At 62.9% G+C, this 16,181-nt stretch carries 15 protein-coding genes; 11 read left to right on the forward strand and 4 right to left on the reverse strand.

Going from position 1 to position 16,181, the window contains the following annotated elements; genetic code table 11:
• Positions 1–23: 23 nt before the first annotated feature.
• On the reverse strand, positions 24–743 hold the full coding sequence (locus JTE92_RS17785; protein WP_063238467.1) for a GntR family transcriptional regulator: 720 nt from the start codon (positions 741–743) through the stop codon (positions 24–26).
• Between the two features lie 172 nt (positions 744–915).
• Here JTE92_RS17785 and JTE92_RS17790 point away from each other — a divergent pair, with 172 nt between their 5' ends.
• From JTE92_RS17790 to glxR, 7 genes are all read left to right on the forward strand, one after another.
• Positions 916–1,881, forward strand: a complete 966-nt coding sequence (locus JTE92_RS17790) for a Bug family tripartite tricarboxylate transporter substrate binding protein (protein ID WP_063238468.1) — start codon at positions 916–918, stop codon at positions 1,879–1,881.
• Between the two features lie 178 nt (positions 1,882–2,059).
• Positions 2,060–3,244, forward strand: coding sequence for an aromatic ring-hydroxylating oxygenase subunit alpha (locus tag JTE92_RS17795; RefSeq protein ID WP_084254518.1), 1,185 nt, complete (start codon positions 2,060–2,062; stop codon positions 3,242–3,244).
• A gap of 34 nt (positions 3,245–3,278) precedes the next feature.
• On the forward strand, positions 3,279–4,304 hold the full coding sequence (locus JTE92_RS17800) for an NAD(P)-dependent oxidoreductase (RefSeq protein ID WP_063238470.1): 1,026 nt from the start codon (positions 3,279–3,281) through the stop codon (positions 4,302–4,304).
• 14 nt (positions 4,305–4,318) lie between these two features.
• Positions 4,319–5,284: a PDR/VanB family oxidoreductase gene (locus JTE92_RS17805; RefSeq protein ID WP_063238471.1), complete on the forward strand. Its 966-nt coding sequence runs from the start codon at positions 4,319–4,321 to the stop codon at positions 5,282–5,284.
• Positions 5,274–6,482 carry a RidA family protein gene (locus JTE92_RS17810; protein ID WP_147318549.1) on the forward strand — a complete coding sequence of 403 codons (1,209 nt, stop codon included), beginning with the start codon at positions 5,274–5,276 and terminating at the stop codon, positions 6,480–6,482. The genes JTE92_RS17805 and JTE92_RS17810 overlap by 11 nt, the downstream gene beginning before the upstream one ends.
• Entirely contained in the window at positions 6,479–7,591 is a 1,113-nt protein-coding gene (locus tag JTE92_RS17815) for a M20 family metallopeptidase (protein ID WP_063238473.1), read from the forward strand. Before JTE92_RS17810 ends, JTE92_RS17815 begins: the two co-directional genes overlap by 4 nt.
• A 98-nt stretch (positions 7,592–7,689) precedes the next feature.
• On the forward strand, positions 7,690–8,601 hold the full coding sequence (gene glxR, locus JTE92_RS17820) for a 2-hydroxy-3-oxopropionate reductase (RefSeq protein ID WP_063238474.1): 912 nt from the start codon (positions 7,690–7,692) through the stop codon (positions 8,599–8,601).
• Positions 8,602–8,736: 135 nt separating this feature from the next.
• Here the strand turns inward: glxR and JTE92_RS17825 are convergent, their stop codons facing one another.
• A complete protein-coding gene (locus tag JTE92_RS17825; RefSeq protein WP_063238475.1) occupies positions 8,737–9,087 on the reverse strand; it encodes a hypothetical protein in 351 nt (116 codons plus the stop codon).
• 181 nt (positions 9,088–9,268) lie between these two features.
• Between JTE92_RS17825 and JTE92_RS17830 the strand changes: the two genes are divergently transcribed.
• Positions 9,269–9,523, forward strand: a complete 255-nt coding sequence (locus JTE92_RS17830; protein ID WP_063238476.1) for a hypothetical protein — start codon at positions 9,269–9,271, stop codon at positions 9,521–9,523.
• A gap of 102 nt (positions 9,524–9,625) precedes the next feature.
• Here JTE92_RS17830 and JTE92_RS17835 read toward each other — a convergent pair whose 3' ends face one another.
• Positions 9,626–10,396 carry a ferredoxin--NADP reductase gene (locus JTE92_RS17835; RefSeq protein ID WP_063238477.1) on the reverse strand — a complete coding sequence of 257 codons (771 nt, stop codon included), beginning with the start codon at positions 10,394–10,396 and terminating at the stop codon, positions 9,626–9,628.
• A gap of 198 nt (positions 10,397–10,594) precedes the next feature.
• On the opposite strand from JTE92_RS17835, the gene JTE92_RS17840 reads away from it, so the two are divergent.
• Together JTE92_RS17840 and JTE92_RS17845 are read left to right on the forward strand one after the other, a co-directional pair.
• Positions 10,595–11,017 (forward strand): hypothetical protein, encoded by a 423-nt coding sequence (locus JTE92_RS17840; protein ID WP_147318550.1) that lies wholly within the window; start codon positions 10,595–10,597, stop codon positions 11,015–11,017.
• A gap of 103 nt (positions 11,018–11,120) precedes the next feature.
• Positions 11,121–14,630, forward strand: a complete 3,510-nt coding sequence (locus JTE92_RS17845; RefSeq protein ID WP_063238479.1) for a pyruvate carboxylase — start codon at positions 11,121–11,123, stop codon at positions 14,628–14,630.
• A 27-nt stretch (positions 14,631–14,657) separates the two neighbouring features.
• On the opposite strand, the gene JTE92_RS17850 is transcribed toward JTE92_RS17845, so the two are convergent.
• Positions 14,658–15,533 carry a LysR family transcriptional regulator gene (locus JTE92_RS17850; protein WP_063238480.1) on the reverse strand — a complete coding sequence of 292 codons (876 nt, stop codon included), beginning with the start codon at positions 15,531–15,533 and terminating at the stop codon, positions 14,658–14,660.
• 168 nt (positions 15,534–15,701) lie between these two features.
• Between JTE92_RS17850 and JTE92_RS17855 the strand changes: the two genes are divergently transcribed.
• The gene (locus tag JTE92_RS17855) at positions 15,702–16,136 is read left to right on the forward strand and encodes a VOC family protein (protein WP_063238481.1); all 435 of its coding nucleotides are present in this window, start codon (positions 15,702–15,704) and stop codon (positions 16,134–16,136) included.
• Positions 16,137–16,181 lie beyond the last annotated feature (45 nt).

Below are 16,181 nucleotides of genomic sequence, written 5' to 3' on the forward strand. Positions count from 1 at the left end.
GGGACCTGCCGGGCGACGCATGCCTATGCCACCGCAGCAGCTCGGCTCCGAAACGCGGCGGCGAAGTCGGCCGCGTTTCCAATGTGCTCGCGCATCCGCAGTTCCGCCAGGTCGGGATCGCGCTTTTCGAGTGCATCCAGGATGCGCTCCAGTTCGCCTACCGCATCCTTCATACGCAAAGGCGGGGAGGGCGTCATCTTCTTGAGCCACCGGAGCTTGTCCAGTAGATTGAGCAGACTGTCTGTCATGAGCCCATTGCCCGCGGTTCGGTAAATGGTCGAGTGAAACAGTGAGTCCAACTCATTGAAATCGTCGAACGCGTCTGCTTCGAAATCGGCGTCACTATGCGGCATGAATCGACGAAACGCGACTCTCAGCTTGCGCAGCGTGTCTTCAGTCATCCGCGTCGCTGCCTGTCGAGTCACGTACGTCTCTAACAGAAGACGGTATTCGAAAATCTCGTGGATCTCTTGTTCGGTCAGCGAGCGCACATAGGTTCCACTTTGCGGGCTCACGGCGATCCAGCCATCGTTCTTAAGCTGAGCGAAGGCGGTGCGGATCGGCGAGCGACCGCAGCCTAGTTCGTCCGCGAGGCGGGCTTCGGAGAGCTTCTCGCCAGGCGGGTAGTGCAGGCTGATGATGCGCTGCTTGATTTCGTTGTAGACGAGGGCAGCCACTGCGGAACTTTCCGGGACCTTCAACTCGTTGCCGATCTTCACCTGCTTCTCCCCGTTGGCAAGCATTTAGCTTTGCACTGAAATTGTATCAATGTAGTTGTCCAGTTTGGCGCATACGCCATTTCCGATGCTGGAATTTTGTGCTTTATGTGCACTGTTGGTGCTAGTAATCATTCTAGTTGACTAGTTGTCTAATTGATCTAGCATGGGTATCGCCCCCACAACGAGGAGAACCCTCATGTCCTTCCTTCGCCCCCTCCGCGGGCTGGCATTGGTCGCCAGCCTTCTCGCTTCTGTCGCCCATGCTCAATACCCCGACAAGCCGATTCGTTTCATCGTTCCGTTCCCGCCGGGTGGCGCCGTTGACGTTCTTGGACGCGTCTCGGCCAAGATGATCAGCGATTCAACGCACCGGCCTGTTGTCGTCGACAACGTTGCTGGCGCTGGCGGGGCCATCGGCTCCAAGATGGCGGCACAGGCAAGTCCCGATGGCTACACGCTGTTGATGGGATCCACGAGTTCATTGTCGATCAATCCGATCTACCAGAAAGTCGGCTACGACCCGGTAAAAGACTTCACACCTATCGCCTTGGTGGCATCCGTTCCGCATGTGCTCGTCGTGGATCCCGCGTTGCCTGTGAAGACCCTGCAGGAGTTCATTGCCTATGCCAAAGCCCGCTCCGGCAAACTCAACTTCGCGTCGTCGGGTCCCGGCACGCCTCATCATGTAGCGGGCGAAATGTTCAACCAGATGGCAGGGGTGAATTTGGTCCACGTGCCGTACAAGGGTACGGGACCCGGGCTTATCGACGTCATGAGCGGCCAGGTGTCACTGATGTCGGTAGAGATTCTCGCTGCAGCCCCCCAAGTCATCGCAGGGAAGGTCCGCGCGCTGGGCATTGCCGCCGACCAGAGAAGTCCATTGCTTCCCGATGTTCCGACGGTAAGTGAAGCGGGGCTGAAAGGGTTCGAGGTGACGTCCTGGTACGGCGTGGTAGCGCCTGCAGGCATTCCCCAGGCAGTCGCAACAAAATTGTCTGCAGCGATCGGGCAAGGCTTGACCTCTCCGGAAGCCGTGGAAAAGCTTAAGGCGTTGGGTGCGCGGCCTGTCGGCGGTACGCCCGACCAGTTCCGGTCATTCCTGCAGAACGAAAACACGAAATGGGGAAAGGTCATGATGGCCTCCGACATTTCCAACAAGTAACTCGCCCGCCGCTCACGCACCCGGGAACGCGACCGTTCGGGACCGGGAAATCCCTATCCCCTCTTGACTCTGAAAGCTACGTTATCTACTCTGCTAACCATACTAGTTGACTAGTTATCCAGATGGATTTGCAGTCTCATTGCCGAAGACTCCAGCACACCGCCCAAACGAGGATCAGATGACAACGAACATCTTTGCCCCCGAGCACTACGCCGCCACCCGGCTTCCCTTGCATGAAGCCTCCCCTTTGCCGGGCTGGTGCTATACGTCCCCCGAGTGGTACCAACGCGAGGTCGACACCATGTTCCGCAAGGACTGGCTGTGTGTCGGCCGTGTTGAACAGGTGGCAGAGCGAGGGAGCTATTACTCCGTTGAGGTTCTGGGTCAACCGCTGATCGTCGTGCGCGACGAGAACGATGAAGTGAGGGTGCATTCGGCCCTGTGCCGCCACCGCGGCGCGATCATCACGGAAGGCGCGGGCAAGTGCCGCGCGTTTACCTGTCCGTATCACAGTTGGACCTACGCGCCGAGCGGCAAGCTGCTCGGCACACCGGGCAATCCGCCGCCCATGGCAGGCGTCGCCGGCTTCAAGGCGTCGGAGCATGGTTTGCGCTCCATTCGCAGCGACATCTGGGCCGGCTTCATTTTCATCACGTTCAATGCGGACGCCGAGCCGCTGATGGCATGGCTCGGAGACCTGCCGAGTTACATGGCAAGCCACAAGCTCGACGACATGCAATGGACCCACCGGGACGAATACGTCGTGGACTGCAACTGGAAGGTGTGGCTGGAAAACGCATTCGAGAACTACCACGTGCCCACCATCCATCGAAAGCACGTTGATCCCAAGAATCCGCAGAACTGGGAGTTCGAGAAGACCCAGGGTTCCTGGGAGGCGATGTATAGCCGGCGCAGCATTGTTGCCTATTCAGGCTTGCCTGAAATTGAGGGGATTGAGCCGGAAAAGGCGAACTGCCTCTTTCACATCTGGGTGCAGCCGACCTTGCAGATCATTGTGACGTCGTCCTACATGAAGTTCCGTCAGTATTTCCCGGAGGGTCCCGAGAAGCTCAGGCTGTACGAGAACTGGACGTTCCCGCGCAGCACAGTGGAACGTACGGATTTCAACGAGATCGTCGGTCCGGCCTATTACGAGAAATACTCGCAGATTGTCATCGAAGACCTGAGTATCAACCCCAACGTGCAGAAGGCAATGCGTACCGGTGCCTACGAACCCGGTCGCTTCTCGCTCGAAGAGTACATCGTGCACCGGATTGCCAATCACGTTCTCGATCGCGTGGTCGGGCCCGACTCCGAAGCTTCCCGCCAGAACCGTGAAGGCCCGGCCCTGAAGGCCGCCTGAACTGCGCTTCACTTCCAAACTTCGGAGGATATTCATGACGCTCAACGCAGCCAGCCGCCAATACTCGGAAGCAGACCCGCTCCACATCCATATCGAGAACTCCCGCACGATGATGCCCGTATTTACGGTGCATCCCGAGCAATACGAAGCGGCACTGTCACGCCACCCCGATATAGCAGCGCGCATCCGGACAACGTGGGGCAGCGATCAGGACATCTATCAGGATGCGATGCAGACTGCCGATGCAATGATTACGTATCGGTTCCCGCACAAGTCCCTGGCCAGCGATGCGAAGCGATTGAAACTGCTGCAGGTCCTGGGCGCAGGCGTGGATTACCTGCTGCCGCTGGACTGGGTGCCCGCCGGCATTCAAGTGCTGACCAATAGCGGAGCTCACCTCCCCAAAGCCGCGCAGTCTGGCCTGATGGCCCTGCTGATGGTCAATGCCCGCATGCCGGCACTGATGTGGAACCATCGGCGCCACGCGTGGGACCGCCAGTTCACGTCCGCGTTGAATGGCAAGACTGTGCTGATCGTCGGCGTCGGCTCGATCGGTGGGGGCATCGCCGAACTCGCAAAGCAGTTTGGGATGCATGTCATTGGCATCCGCCGCAGCGGGGCGCCTCATCCGCACGTCGACAGCATGCACAAGCCGGAAGCGCTGCACACTTTGCTGCCCCAGGCCGATTTTGTGCTTCTCAACACGGCTCTTACGGAAGAAACACGCTTTTTGATCGGTGAGGGCGAAATCGAGCTCATGCGCACGGGGGCTGGCCTCATCAACATGTCGCGCGGCGGCCTGATCGATCCGGCGGCACTTGATGTCGCGCTGAGGGCTGGGAAGCTCGGTGGCGCCATGATCGACGTGACATATCCCGAACCGGCGCCCGCCGACTGGCCGTATTGGGAAACGCCAAATCTGGTTATTACTCCCCACGTGCTATCGGATGATATCGAGCACTACATTCCGCACACGCTGGATCTCTTCTTCAACAATATCCGCCGCCACTTCAACGGAGAGACGCTGACGAATCTGGTCGACCTCTCTCGCAGCTACTGAAAGGAACCCGCATCATGAGTCAGGTTACCGACGAGCTTCGCCTGGTGAAGGTCGCGGCGATGCGCGAGGTCGCCGCCGACATTGTGCAATTCGACTTGTGCGCGGCGGACGGGCGGCCACTGGCGCCATTTGCCGCGGGCGCGCACATTGATGTCCACACGCCATCCGGTCTGGTGCGACAGTATTCCCTCTGTGGATTGCCGGGCGAAACAGCGCAGTACAGCATTGCCGTCAAGCATGAACGTGGCGGGCGCGGTGGTTCGGCCAGCTTGCATGGCAATGTCGAGGTGGGCAGTGCCCTGGGCATCTCGCCTCCCCGCAATCATTTCCCGCTGGCGGACGATGCGCTGCATACGATCCTCGTCGCGGGCGGAATCGGTATTACGCCGATTCTCGCAATGATCGCGACGCTGGAGCAGGCCGGGAAATCCTGGGAACTGCACTACTGTGCGCGGTCCGAGCGCCATGCCGCCTATCATGCGCAACTGCGAGAGCGGCATCCTGGAAAAATCACCGAGTACTTCAGTGAAGAGCCGATTTTTCCGATCCAGGACGTTGTCGGCAAGATGGCGGCATCCTGGCTGAACATTCATCTGTACTGCTGTGGCCCGGCCGGCCTGATGCACGCGGTGCAGGCTTCTACGCCCGAGGCGGCTTCACAGCGGGTGCATTTCGAATGGTTCGCTGCCCCCCAGGATGACGGCAAGCCGAACGAGCCTTTCGAGATCGAGATCGCTTCAAGCGGAAAGGTCTTCCCTGTGTCGGCAGAGGAGACCGCACTTGAGGTGTTGCGCGCCCACGGTATCGACATCGGGAGCAGCTGCGAGGAAGGGGTATGTGGCACCTGCGAGGTGCACGTCCTGTCCGGCTGCATCGAGCACCGCGATGTGCTGCTGAGCGAGGCGGAGCGCGCGGGCAACAAATGCATGATGACCTGTGTGTCCCGTGGCCGGCGTGAGCGCATAGTCCTTGACCTTTAACCTGACCATTAACCTGACCATTAACGCCGACGAGGAGAAGAAAATGGGCGTCCCCGCATCAAACGAGCATATTCCTTCGTTGCGCCGCGTCGGCGAGACTGTCTATGTGGGATTGCAGTTGCCACTCTCCTCCGCGGGAGGAACGGACATTGCCGAACAGACCGACCAGGTTTTTCGGAGCCTTGTCGCACGTCTGGAGGAGGCCGGTGGCACGATGGCAGACCTCACCAAACTACATACCTACTATCTCTTCGCAGGCGACGGTGCGGACGTGACCGCGTACTGGGAGCGAATGACCGCAGTACGCCTGCGCCATCTGGCCAACCCGGGGCCGGCGGCCACCGCGCTGCGTGTCCATGGGGTCGGACATGGCCAGGCATTGATTGCAGTCGATGGCATTGCCGAACTCTGCCGCGACAAGCAGCGCATCATGCCCGAACATGCATGGGATTGGAGTATTCCAACGCCATTCTCGCAAGGCTGGCGCGTGGGCGAGAAAATCTATGTCGGTGGCCAGATATCTGCAGACCGGCAGGGGCGGACCATTGCACCGGGTAGCGCGGTTGCACAGACGAAGAACACGCTGGAATACATCGAGCATGTCCTGCACGACGCGCAGGTAAATTGGGCCAATGTATGCGCGCTGAAGATTGCATACAAGCATGGCGGTGATGCCGAGGCATCCCGACAGCTTGGGGCGTCCATCGTGGCCGAGGTCGCGCGTCGCTTCCCGGCACAAAGGCCCGTCATCACCGTTATTGGCGTTGACTTGCTGTACGAGGGTTTGCTGCTCGAGATTGATGCAGTCGCTTCAAGAGACGTGGGTCTGCCAGTGAGGCCGGAATATGCGGCGTCGCACGTAGCGCCGCTGGCGTTCTCGCCCGGGTGGCTCAGTGGCGGCGAGCTGTACATAGGAGCGCAGTCAAAGTCGGATGCCGGACAGCTTGAGGCTCAGCTCGAAGGAGCCTTGGCCGGGCTCGCAGCGGTGATCCGTGCCAGTGGCGCTTCTGTCGGAGATCTGGTCAAGCTCAACGTGTTTCTTCTGCCGGGCGAGTCCACCGAGACAGTACACCGGGTTCTTGAGCGGTTCCTGTCACCGGGCCGTACGGTCGTCAGCATCGTCCAGGTGGCGGGCTTCCTCGTAGATGGCCAGAAAGTGCAGGTCGATGGCGTGGCCTTGCCGGAGCAGAGGTCATGATCGATGCGATCAGCCTTACTCAGGAATTGGTGCGGATTCCGTCCGTTAATCCGCCGGGCGACGAAGAGCGCTGTGCGCGCTATCTTGCTGGGTTGCTGGCCGACGCCGGCTTTAGTGTGGAACTGGATGTCTTCGGTCCGCACAGATTCAACCTGGTCGCGGTGCTCAACGGAAAGGGCGAGGGCAAGCCGCTAGGCTTTACCGGACATCTGGATACCGTTCCACTTGGCGCTGCCCGATGGGAGCACGATCCGTTTGGTGCGGAAATCGTCGACGGAAAACTATACGGTCGTGGCAGCAGCGACATGAAGGCTGGCATTGCCGCGTTCATCGTCTCCTGTTTGCAGGCACGCGACACAATCCGCGAAGGTAACGGTTTGCGGCTGCTATTGACCGGCGGGGAGGAAACCGGATGCGACGGTGCGCGAGCGCTTGCAGCCAGTGGAAAGGGGGCGCAGGCCCTCTCCCTGCTGATCGTCGGGGAACCCACCGCAAACTATCCGTGCATCGGCCACAAGGGGGCGCTTTGGCTTGAAGGCGTGGCATTTGGCAAGACCGCCCACGGCTCGATGCCCGAAAAGGGCGACAACGCCATCTACAAGGCAACACGCGCCATCGAGACATTGCGCGAGATGCGTCTTGAAGACCAGCATCCGCTGATGGGTCGTGCAACACTGAACATCGGAACCTTCCACGCAGGGCTCAATATCAATTCGGTGCCGGACCGGGCGACATTCACGGTCGACATGCGGACAGTACCAGGCATGGTCCACGAATGCCTGTGCAGCAAGCTCAGGAACCTGTTGGGCAATGGCATCGCGCTGGAGCCGCTTGTCGATGTCCCGCCCCTGCATTCCGAGGCAGGGAATCCGGCCATCGCAGCCGTGTTTGACGTCTGTGCGAAGTACCACGATGCCCCGCTCGTTTCCCGTTCCGTTCCGTTCTTCACTGACGGCAGCACGCTCGGCCCGCTCACAGGCAATCCACCGACGGTGATTCTGGGACCGGGTGAGCCCGCCATGGCGCATCAGACCGACGAGTATTGCCACACCGCACGCATCGAGGAAGCGGTGACCATCTATCGATCGATCATCGAGGCGCATTGCTGAGCGCCGGGGTCCAGGCGGGAAGACCGGTTCGGGCGTGTGTATATCGGCGCGTATCAAGAATCTATACGAGCGAAACACCATATCTTGGAGACTTTGAGATGAGTCGGAATGTTGGATTTGTTGGCCTGGGGATCATGGGCGCGCCGATGGCGGGACATTTGCGGTCGGCCGGTCACAAGCTGTTTGTCCACGATGTCAATCCTGCCCCGCAACACTTGGTGGATACCGGTGTGACGGTATGCACAAGTGCGGAGGAGGTGGCTAGGCGTGCAGACGTGTTGATCATCATGGTTCCAGACACGCCCCATGTCGAAGCGGTGCTCTTCGGCGAAAAGGGCGTAGCGGCAGCGTACCAGGCCGCTGGAACGGCTGCGACACAGGGCAAGGTTGTCGTCGACATGAGTTCGATCTCGCCGATTGCGACAAAACAATTTGCTTCACGTATTAACGGACTAGGCGCTGCCTACCTGGATGCGCCTGTTTCAGGCGGGGAGGTTGGCGCGAAGGCGGCGTCGCTGACCATCATGGTGGGTGGGCCCGCGGAGGTTTTCGAAAACGTAAGGCCCTTATTCGAGCTGATGGGCAAGAACATCACCCTGGTTGGTGGAAATGGCGACGGACAGACGACGAAAGTCGCCAATCAGATCATTGTGGCCCTTAACATCCAGGCAGTGTCCGAAGCGTTGCTGTTTGCATCCAAGGCCGGTGCGGATCCAGCCAAGGTAAGGGAAGCGTTAATGGGCGGTTTCGCGGCGTCTCGCATTCTGGAGGTTCATGGCGAGCGGATGATCAAGCGAACTTTCGACCCGGGCTTTCGCATTGCGCTGCACCAGAAGGACTTGAACCTTGCATTGCAAGGCGCGAAAGCGCTCGGGGTGTCGTTGCCCAATACCTCGACCGCACAGGAGCTTTTCAATGCCTGCGCAGCCAATGGCCTTGGAGGATTGGATCACTCGGCACTGTGCCGGGCCATCGAGATCATGTCGAATCACGCCATTGGCGTGGACTGAGCGTGATCATATGCCGGATACTGGCTGTCTAGTGCCTTCCATGGCACATCTTGGGGCTGTTTTATCCCGTTGTTCTTGAGACCGCAGTTCCCTTATGACGCGGGTTCGTGCAGCCTGGCCCCCCGCGATGCACCGCTACGTGCAATTATCCCGATACGCCTGCTGCAGCTCCTTGCGCGACTTGTCGCGCTCGATCTTTGGAACCGGCCGGCCTTGCGCGTTCTGCGTCGCCGTAGTGGTCGTCTGGTACGAGCGCTTCTTCGACGTGGCGTTGTACTGCTCTTTCAGCGACTCGCATTTGTCGCGCGTGATCTGGTCGGGGTCGAGCGTGGGGGCGGACGGCGGGCGGTAGGGGTTGGTGCCTTCCTGCACGGCTTCCGAGATGGCACCCGCGGCGCCCTTTGGCGGGGATTGCTGGGCCAGCGCTGTCGAGGCGCTGCCCAGTGCCAGCAGTCCGGTCACGAGCCATCTAGTCGATATCGGCATTTTGTCCCTCCCCGAATGCGAGGCCGCCGGCCTCCCGACAATCATCATATGTGCCATGCCCGGAAATGCCAGGATCCGATGGCGGGGGGCGGTGGGCCGCCATTTGCGTTCTGGCCCTGCCTGCCATAAACCTAGATCAGGGACACGCCCGCAAGGGCCTCCAGGACTTCAGGAGACGTCAATGAGTGTGCTGATGCTTTCGAACGTCGACATGGAAACCACCGACGACGAGATCCGCGATTTCCTCATCCGCTACGGTTTCCCGGCGTTCGACGAGATCGAGCGGCTGCCGGGGGATGGGACTCGCCCGGCGGTGGCGGTGCATTTCAACGCGGTGGAGGATGCCGCGCTGCGGATGCTGCAGCCGCGCATCAATCATTTGTTCTGGAATAAGCGCCAGGTTGACGCAATGGTGCTCACCGAGCGCTTCGAGTAGGCGGGAAGTCAGGCAGGGAGTCTGGCAGGGAGTCTGGCAGGAAGGGCGCCCGCGGGCGCGACGTCCCGCAGGCTGCAGGCCGGGCCTGCGGGGTGCCGGCGCTTAGCCGACGAAGGCCTTTTCGAGCACGAAATGGCCGGGCTCGCTCATATTGCCTTCCTCGAAGCCACGCTCCTCCAGCATGACGCGGATTTCCTTGAGCATATCGGGGCTGCCGCACAGCATCAGGCGGTCGTTCTCGGTGGAGAACGGGGGCAGGTCCAGGCGCTCGAACAGCTCGCCCGACTCGATCAGTTCGGTGATGCGGCCGCGCGTGTGGAAGTCTTCGCGCGTGACGGTGGGGAAATAAACCAGCTTTTCGCGCACCATCTCGCCCAGGTACTCGTGCTCCGGCAGATGCTCGTTCAGCAGCTGCTGGTAGGCCAGTTCGTCGACATAGCGGCAGGTGTGGGTCAGCACGATCTTGTCGTAGCGCGCATACACCTCGGGATCGCGGATGATCGACAGGAACGGGGCCAGGCCGGTGCCGGTGGCCAGCAGCCACAGGGTCTTGCCGGGCAGCAGGTTTTCGACCAGCAGGGTGCCGGTCGGCTTCTTGCCGACAAAAATCTGGTCGCCTTCGCGCAGGTGCTGCAGGCGCGACGTCAGCGGGCCGTCCGGCACCTTGATGCTGAAGAATTCCAGGGTTTCTTCATAGTTGGCGCTGGCGATGCTGTAGGCACGCAGCAGCGGGCGGCCGTTGACTTCCAGGCCGACCATGGCGAACTGGCCGTTTTCGAAGCGGAATCCCGGGTCGCGCGTGCAGGTGAAGCTGAACAGCGTGTCGGTCCAGTGGTGAACGGAGAGGATGGATTGCTGGTAGAGGTTGCTCATCGGAGGAAACGCCAAGGCCCGCGGGCAAGCCGCCGGGAAGGATGGTGACCGGACATGTGCGCCTGTCGGCGGTTACCGGCAAGGCGGCGGATCACGGGAACGCAATGATCCACTTCGTCGCGTATTGTAAAGCGGCAGCGCCGGACGCGCCCGGGCCGCGTCGGGGGAACCCCGAGCGGGATAGGGTTATGCGCAGCAATGAAATCCGGAATTTCAATTCTGAAATCCGTATGCCGGATTTGCAGCGCGGAATCTTGCCAGATCAACGGAATTCGCCTTGGCCCGCTTTTTGCGCTCCGAGACCCGCCGCGCGTCCAGCCGTCGTGCCGGCACAGCTGCCGTGACCCGACGATCGCATTGCGTTGCAGGGCAGGCGCCCTTGGTCTTGAACAGGAATGCATCGCGATGTACTACGGAACCAACGCAGCCGGCGCAGATGGCGGAGATCGCCGCGCGCTTGCCGCAGACGCCAGCCAGCCACGTGCCGGCCACCACCACGAAACGCGTTGCGGCGGCAAGCCGGCGCCCCAACGCACCAACTGGGCCTGGGCGGCCGTGGCCAGGCATGACGACTGGATGGATTCACACACCCCGTTTGCGCAGTTTGCGCATCTCGACTAGCCGCCGGCCACGGCACTTGCCGTTGCGCTGTTCCTTCGAATGACCCGAGACGCCGTGCCGACCGCGCGGCGTCTCAGTTGCCCTCAGTTTCCTTGTGCGTGCCATGAACTACGCTCCCATCAAATCGCTGCTGATTGCCAACCGTTCCGAGATCTCGATCCGCGTGATGCGCGCTGCGGCCGAGATGAATATCCGCACGGTGGCGATCTATTCCAAGGAAGACCGCCTGGCGCTGCATCGCTTCAAGGCCGACGAAAGCTACCTCGTCGGCGAGGGCAAGAAGCCGCTGGCGGCCTATCTCGATATCGACGACATCCTGCGCATCGCGCGCCAGGCAAAGGTCGATGCGATCCATCCGGGCTACGGCTTCCTGTCGGAGAACCCGGACTTCGCGCAGGCCGTGATCGATGCGGGCATCCGCTGGGTCGGCCCCTCGCCCGACGTCATGCGCAAGCTCGGCAACAAGGTGGCCGCGCGCAACGCGGCGATCGAGGCGGGCGTGCCCGTGATGCCGGCCACCGACCCGCTGCCGCACGACCTGGAGGCCTGCAAGCGCCTGGCCGCGGGCATCGGCTATCCGCTGATGCTCAAGGCCAGTTGGGGCGGCGGCGGGCGCGGCATGCGCATCCTGGAGAGCGAACAGGACCTGGAAGGCTCGCTGGCCGCGGCGCGGCGCGAGGCGCTGGCTGCGTTCGGCAACGACGAGGTCTATGTCGAGAAGCTGGTGCGCAACGCGCGGCACGTCGAAGTGCAGGCGCTCGGCGACACGCATGGCAACCTGGTGCACCTGTACGAGCGCGACTGTACCGTGCAGCGCCGCAACCAGAAGGTGGTGGAGCGCGCGCCCGCGCCGTACCTTGACGATGCCGGCCGTGCCGAGCTGTGCGAGGCGGCGATGCGGCTGATGCGCGCGGTCGGGTATTCCCATGCCGGCACGGTCGAGTTCCTGATGGACGCCGACACTGGTCAGTTCTATTTCATCGAAGTCAACCCGCGCATCCAGGTCGAGCACACGGTCACCGAGATGGTCACCGGTGTCGATATCGTCAAGGCGCAGATCCGGATCACGGAGGGCGGCTATATCGGCATGACCGAGAACACGCGCAATGAAGACGGCGACATCGTCGTGCGCGCCGCGGGCGTGCCGGTCCAGCAGGATATCCATCTGAACGGCCACGCGCTGCAGTGCCGGATCACGACCGAAGACCCGGAGAACGGCTTCCTGCCGGACTACGGCCGTCTCACCGCGTATCGCAGCGCCGCCGGTTTCGGCGTGCGCCTGGATGCCGGCACCGCCTATGGCGGCGCGGTGATCACGCCGTACTACGATTCGCTGCTGGTCAAGGTCACCACCTGGGCGCCGACCGCGCCCGAGTCGATCCGGCGCATGGACCGCGCGCTGCGCGAGTTCCGCATCCGCGGCGTGGCCTCCAACCTGCAGTTCCTCGAGAACGTCATCAACCATCCCGCGTTCCGCGCCGGCGACGTCACCACGCGCTTTATCGACAAGACGCCGGAGCTGCTGGAGTTCACCAGGCGCCTGGACCGCGCCACCAAGCTGCTGCGCTACCTGGGCGAGATCAGCGTCAACGGCCACACGGAAATGACCGGCCGCACGCTGCCGCCGTTGCCGCTGCCGGCACCGGTTCTGCCCGCCGTCGACAACAGCAGGCCGCTGCCTTACGGCACGCGCGACCGCCTGCGCGAGCTTGGCGCCGAGAAGTTCTCGCGCTGGATGCTCGAGCAGAAGCAGGTGCTGCTGACCGACACCACCATGCGCGACGCGCACCAGTCGCTGTTCGCCACGCGCATGCGCACCGCCGACATGCTGCCGATCGCGCCGTTCTATGCGCGCGAGCTGTCGCAGCTGTTCTCGCTGGAGTGCTGGGGCGGCGCGACCTTCGACGTGGCGCTGCGCTTCCTGAAGGAAGACCCGTGGCAGCGCCTGGAGCAGTTGCGCGAGCGCGTGCCCAACGTGCTGTTCCAGATGCTGCTGCGCGGCTCCAATGCCGTCGGCTATACCAACTATGCCGACAACGTGGTGCGCTTCTTCGTGCGCCAGGCCGCCAGCGCCGGCGTGGACGTGTTCCGCGTGTTCGATTCGCTCAACTGGGTGCGCAATATGCGCGTGGCCATCGATGCCGTCGGCGAAAGCGGCGCGCTGTGCGAAGGCGCGATCTGCTATACCGGCGACCTGTTCGACAAGTCGCGCGCCAAGTACGACCTGAAGTACTACGTAGGCATCGCGCGCGAGCTGCAGCAGGCCGGCGTGCATGTGCTGGGCATCAAGGACATGGCGGGCATCTGCCGTCCGCAGGCGGCGGCCGCGCTGGTCAGGGCGCTCAAGGAAGAGACCGGGCTGCCGGTGCATTTCCATACGCACGACACCAGCGGCATCTCGGCCGCGTCGGCGCTGGCCGCGATCGAGGCCGGCTGCGATGCGGTGGACGGCGCGCTCGATGCGATGAGCGGGCTGACTTCGCAGCCCAACCTGTCGAGCATCGCCGCGGCGCTGGCCGGCACCGAGCGCGATCCGGGCCTGAGCCTGGAACGCCTGCACGAAGCGTCGATGTACTGGGAAGGGGTGCGCCGCTACTACGCGCCGTTCGAATCCGAAATCCGCGCCGGCACCGCCGACGTTTACCGCCACGAGATGCCCGGCGGCCAGTACACCAACCTGCGCGAGCAGGCGCGCTCGCTCGGCATCGAGCATCGCTGGACCGAGGTGTCGCAGGCGTACGCAGAGGTCAACCAGATGTTCGGCGATATCGTCAAGGTGACGCCGACCTCCAAGGTCGTCGGCGACCTGGCCCTGATGATGGTGGCCAATGACATGAGCGCCGCGGACGTGTGCGACCCGGCCAAGGAAATCGCTTTCCCCGAATCGGTGGTGTCGCTGTTCAAGGGCGAGCTGGGCTTCCCGCCCGACGGCTTCCCCGCGGAGCTGTCGCGCAAGGTGCTGCGCGGCGAGCCGCCCGCGCCGTACCGGCCCGGCGACCAGATTGCGCCGGTCGACCTCGATGCCGCGCGCGCTGCGGCGGAAGCCGCCTGCGAGCAGCCGCTCGACGACCGCCAGCTGGCGTCGTACCTGATGTACCCGAAGCAGGCCGTGGACTACCACGCGCATGTGCGCAACTACAGCGATACCTCGGTGGTGCCGACGCCGGCATTCCTGTACGGCCTGCAGCCGCAGGAAGAAGCGGCTATCGACATCGCCGCGGGCAAGACGCTGCTGGTTTCGCTGCAAGGCATGCACCCGGATGCCGAAGAGGGCCTCATCAAGGTCCAGTTCGAGCTGAACGGGCAATCGCGCACCGCGCTGGTCGAGCAGCGCAGCACCGCGCAGGCGGCAGCCGCGCGCCACAGCAGGCCGGTGGCCGAACCCGACAACCCGCTGCATATCGCCGCGCCCATGCCGGGCTCGATCGTGACCGTGGCGGTGCAGCCGGGGCAGCGCGTGGCCGCGGGCACGACGCTGCTGGCGCTGGAAGCGATGAAGATGGAAACCCATATCGCCGCCGACCGCGACTGCGAGATCGCCGTGGTGCATGTGAAGCAGGGCGACCGGGTGGCGGCGAAGGACCTGCTGATCGAGCTGAAGCCGGCGCAGTGACGCGGCCGGCGCCGCTGCAGCGCGGCGTCAGGAAGGCGCCATGCTCTGCGCGGCCTGCGCGATGCGTTGCGCCAGCAGCGTGGCCGCCGCCTGGCGGCTATGCTGCGGGCGCTCGACCAGCCCGATCTCGCGATGGAAGGTGTCGTCGCCGAGGCTGAGCGGCACCACGCCTTTCGGCCATGGCGCCGTGCCGGTGATCGGCACCAGCGCGACGCCGAGGCCGCGCTGCACCAGCTGCGCGATACCCTCCAACTCGTCCAGTTCGATCGCGTCCCTGACCGGGATACGCGCCCGCCGCAGGAACTGGTCGACCACGCGCCCGCCGAACGAGCCGCGGTCATAGCGGATAAACGGCTCGCTCTCCAGCAACTCGCGCCATGGCCGCTTGCCGTGGGCGCGAGGCGCCAGCAGCACGAAGGGTTCGGCCAGCAGCGTGCGCCACCGCAGGTCGGAAGGCAACGCGAACGGCGGCCTGATCATCACCGCGATATCGATCTCGCCCGAATCGACCTGGCCAAGCAGGTTCAGCGACACGCCCGGCACCAGCCTGACCCGGTATCCCGGCATCTCCTGCCGGAAGCTGGCCAGCGCATCGGCAAGGAACGAGACATGGACCGATGCGATCGCGCCGATGCGGACCAGCCCGGTGCGCGGGCTGCCCGCATGGCGGCCGAGCCTGGCGTACACCGCCATCAGCTCTTCGGCCACCGCCAGCGTTTCGCGGCCATCCGCATTGAGCACGGCCGCACGGCCGGTGCGGTCGAACAGCGCGAAGCCCAGTTCCTGTTCCAGCCGCTGGATCTGTGCGCTGACCGCCGATTGCGTCAGCCCGATATGGGCGGCCGCGTTGGCAAAGGTGCCGTAGCGGACCACCGCGAGGAACGTCTGGAGTTCGCGCAGCATCGCGACTGATCGAAATATTTGTTGCTCAGGGCAAAAATATATCGCTTTTCATGGTGAATGGCGATGCTTAGACTAGGCGGACGGTGGCGGTTTCGAGACGGTTTCGAATGGATTGCAAGAAGCCGCCGCCCGATTCATTCCCCACTCAGCCTCACTTAGTCCGAGCCCATGACCACTGCCGCCCCCCGCATCCCTCCCTTCCACCTTGCCTTCCCCGTGCGCGACCTCGCCGAGGCGCGCGCATTCTATGGCGAACTGCTCGGCTGCCCCGAAGGGCGCAGCTCGCCGGACTGGATCGACTTCAACTTCTTCGGCCATCAGATCGTGGCGCACCTGGCACCGGAGGAAGTCGGCCACAGCAAGACCAGCGCGGTCGATGGCGACCAGGTGCCCGTGCGGCACTTCGGCGCGGTGCTATCGATTCCCGAATGGGAGGCGATGGCCGAAAAGCTGCGCGCGGCAGGCGTCAAGTTCATCATCGAACCCCATATCCGCTTCAAGGGTGAGCCCGGCGAGCAGGCCACCATGTTCTTCCTCGACCCGTCGGGCAACGCGCTGGAGATCAAGGCCTTCGCCGACCTGTCGTCGTTGTTCGCCAAATAAGGCGGCTACGCGCGTTGAATAAGGTCAGGCAGCCGCTCCGGCTGC

Source organism: Cupriavidus oxalaticus (assembly GCF_016894385.1).
GTDB lineage: Bacteria > Pseudomonadota > Gammaproteobacteria > Burkholderiales > Burkholderiaceae > Cupriavidus > Cupriavidus oxalaticus.